Consider the following 1,530-nt stretch of genomic DNA (forward strand, 5'->3'; position numbering starts at 1 on the left):
TGGTGTCGCCGTCGGCATCGGTCAGGGTGTAGGTGAATTTCTCGGTGCCGCTGCCGCCGTTTTGCAACGCTTTGAAATCAGCATCGCTGGTGTTCAGGGTGTAGGTGTAGGTGCCGTTGGCGTTCAGTACCAGGGTGCCGTAGGTACCGGTGAAGGTGCCGGCGGTGATCGGACCGCTGTTGGGGCCGGTCGCTACGCGGTCGGCGCCTTGTACGTCGTTGGTCAGGACGTTGCCTTCCAGCGTCAGGTTCGCGGTCGTGGCGGTGCCGACGTTGGTGTCGTTCACGGCTTTCGGCACGTCGTCGACGATGTTGACCACGATGGTGCTGGTGACGACGTTACCCAGCGAATCCGTGGCGTGATAAGTGAAGGTTTCGCTGACGGTGTTGGCGCCGTCGTTCGCATGCGGCGTGGTGCTGGCCGGCGAGGTCAGGGTGTAGGTGTACGTGCCGTTTGGATTAAGCAGAAGCTGGCCGTACGCGCCGGTCGCGCTGCCCACCAGGGTGTAAGTGATCGCGCCAGTGGCGCCAGTGACGGTGCCGACCAAGGTGCCGCTGGCGGTTTCGCCGGTGTTGCCCGGTTCGCTGCCGGTGACGGTGCCAGCGGCCAGGTCCTGGCCGTCTTTGGTCAGGTCGAGGGCTTTTTCGAACACCGTCACTTCGCTGTCGCCAACCGCTTTGATGCAGCTGTTGGTGACGTCGATGGTGACCGTGGTGGTGCTTTCGTCACCGTCGGCATCGCGCAGGGTGTAGGTGAAGGTATCGGTGGCGCCTGGGCCGCTCACGGCGTTCGGGTTGCTGTGATAGACCGCGTTACCCGCGGCGTCCAGCGTCAGGTAACCGTAGGTGCCATTGATCTGAGTATTCAGGCCGCCACTGACCGGAGTCGACGTGTCGGAGCCGAAACGTACACCCACCACGCCGCCGCCCGCTGCCGGGCCATCGGCGCCGCCGACGTCGTTCCACAGCACGTTGCCGGTGACGGTGCCGCCCTCGCCCACCGAGACTTTGTCGGCGTGAGCGGTTGGGGTGTCGTCGACGATGTTGACGTTGATCTGACCGCTCGCGGTGCTGCCGTCCTTGTCGGTGGCGACGACGTTGATGGTGTCGGAGATCTTGTTCGCGCCATCGGCGTTCGGGTGGGTGTCGGCGTAGTTCAGGGTGTAGCTGTAGGTCACCACGCCAGTCGCCGGGTTGTAGCCGGTGACGGTGAACACGGCGCCATGGTCAGCGCTGGTCGATTGCGGGAAGCCGGCGATCACGCCACCGCTGACCACGGCGATGCCGCCCACGGTCAGGGTTTGCAGGCCATCCGGTGCCGACACGGTGAAGGTGCCGGTCTGGGTCAGGGCCGGGGCATCAGGCTCGCTGCCGTAAGTGAGGTTTTTCTCGTAGACGGTCAGTTCGCCGCCTTTGACGTCGAGGCCGTTGAGGGTCACCGGGCTGTTGTGGATGTTCAGTTCCAGGGTCGCGGTGCTGGTGTCGCCGTCGGCATCGGTCAGGGTGTAGGTGAATTTCTCGGTGCCGCTGC

At 64.5% G+C, this 1,530-nt stretch carries 1 protein-coding gene; it reads right to left on the bottom strand.

Features of this window, described 5'->3' with window-relative positions; all coding sequences use genetic code 11:
* Nucleotides 1–1,530, bottom strand: a 1,530-nt coding sequence (locus tag EJA72_RS02015) for an Ig-like domain-containing protein (RefSeq protein WP_218574347.1), incomplete at both ends; no start/stop codon positions are given.

It is taken from the genome of Pseudomonas sp. PB120, from assembly GCF_009761815.1.
Classification (GTDB): domain Bacteria; phylum Pseudomonadota; class Gammaproteobacteria; order Pseudomonadales; family Pseudomonadaceae; genus Aquipseudomonas.